Source organism: Mycobacterium sp. IS-3022 (assembly GCF_001500065.1).
Taxonomy (GTDB): domain Bacteria; phylum Actinomycetota; class Actinomycetes; order Mycobacteriales; family Mycobacteriaceae; genus Mycobacterium.
The window spans coordinates 1-1,226 of the sequence record NZ_LQIN01000039.1; the positions used below are offsets into that span (position 1 = coordinate 1).

The window sequence follows — 1,226 nt, forward strand, 5'->3', positions numbered from 1 at the left end:
GGGTGTGTCAAGACATCGGAATAGCGTGACGGTGGTGACGGTCAGTGGATGTCGAAGGCTCGCCTGGTCATCACCGCTGTCGTCGTCGAGGGCCGCAGCCAATCTGCTGTGGCTCGCGAGTACGGGTTATCGCAGGGCTGGATCAGCCGACTCGTAGCGCGTTATCACTGCGAAGGCGACGCCGCGTTCGAGCCGCGCTCGCGCCGACCACACACCACTCCGACCCGGCTACCGCAGTCGAGCATCGATCTGATTGTCGAGCTGCGTGAAAAGCTGACCAGCAACGGGCTGGACAACGGCCCGGAAACCATCGCCTGGCACCTGCGCCACCACCACGGCTTAACGGTGTCGACACCGTCGATCATCCGGTACCTTCGCGCGGCCGGTTTGATCACCCCCGCACCCAAGAAACGGCCCAAATCCTCCTACATCCGCTTTGCCGCCGATCTGCCCAACGAACGCTGGCAAGCCGACTTCACCCACTGGTGGCTGGCCGACCAAACCCATGTCGAGATCCTGTGCTGGATCGACGACCACTCCCGCTACGCGCTCTCGGTCACTGCACACCGCCGCATCACCGGCGTCATCGTCTTCGATACGTTCGGCAAAACCTATGCTGCCCATGGCATTCCAGCATCAACATTGACCGACAACGGCATGGTCTTCACCACCCGCCTATCCGGCGGCAAAGGCGGACGCAACCAGCTTGAAGTCGAGCTACACCGCCTCGGCGTGCGACAGATCAACTCCACACCCAATCACCCAACCACCTGCGGCAAGGTCGAACGCTTCCACCAAACCCTCAAACGCTGGCTGACACGCCAACCTCGCGCCGCCACACTTGCCGACCTGCAAGCACAACTCGACACCTTCGTCGCCGAATACAACCACCACCATCCGCACCGCGCCCTACCACACAAAGCGACCCCCGCGACCGCCTACGGCGCCCGACCCAAAGCCCAACCCGGCAAACGCACCGACACCCACGACCGGGTGCGCCGCGACCGCGTCGATGACACCGGCAGCCTCACCCTGCGCCTGGCCGGCCGCCTGCACCACATCGGCGTCGGCCGAACCCACGCCCGAACCCACGTTCTGATGCTCGTTCAAGACCTCGACGTCCGGATCATCAACGCCTCCACCGGAGAACTGATCCGCGAGCTAACCATCGACCCGACCAGGGACTACCAACCCCGAAACGTGCCCTGCGGCCGACCAAAGAAAAA

Annotated in this window: 1 protein-coding gene; it reads left to right on the top strand. The window is 63.5% G+C overall.

The window, feature by feature from the left end:
• Positions 1-48 precede the first annotated feature (48 nt).
• Positions 49-1,226, top strand: a 1,178-nt coding sequence (locus AU188_RS18875; RefSeq protein WP_059165044.1) for an IS481 family transposase, incomplete at its 3' end; no start/stop codon positions are given.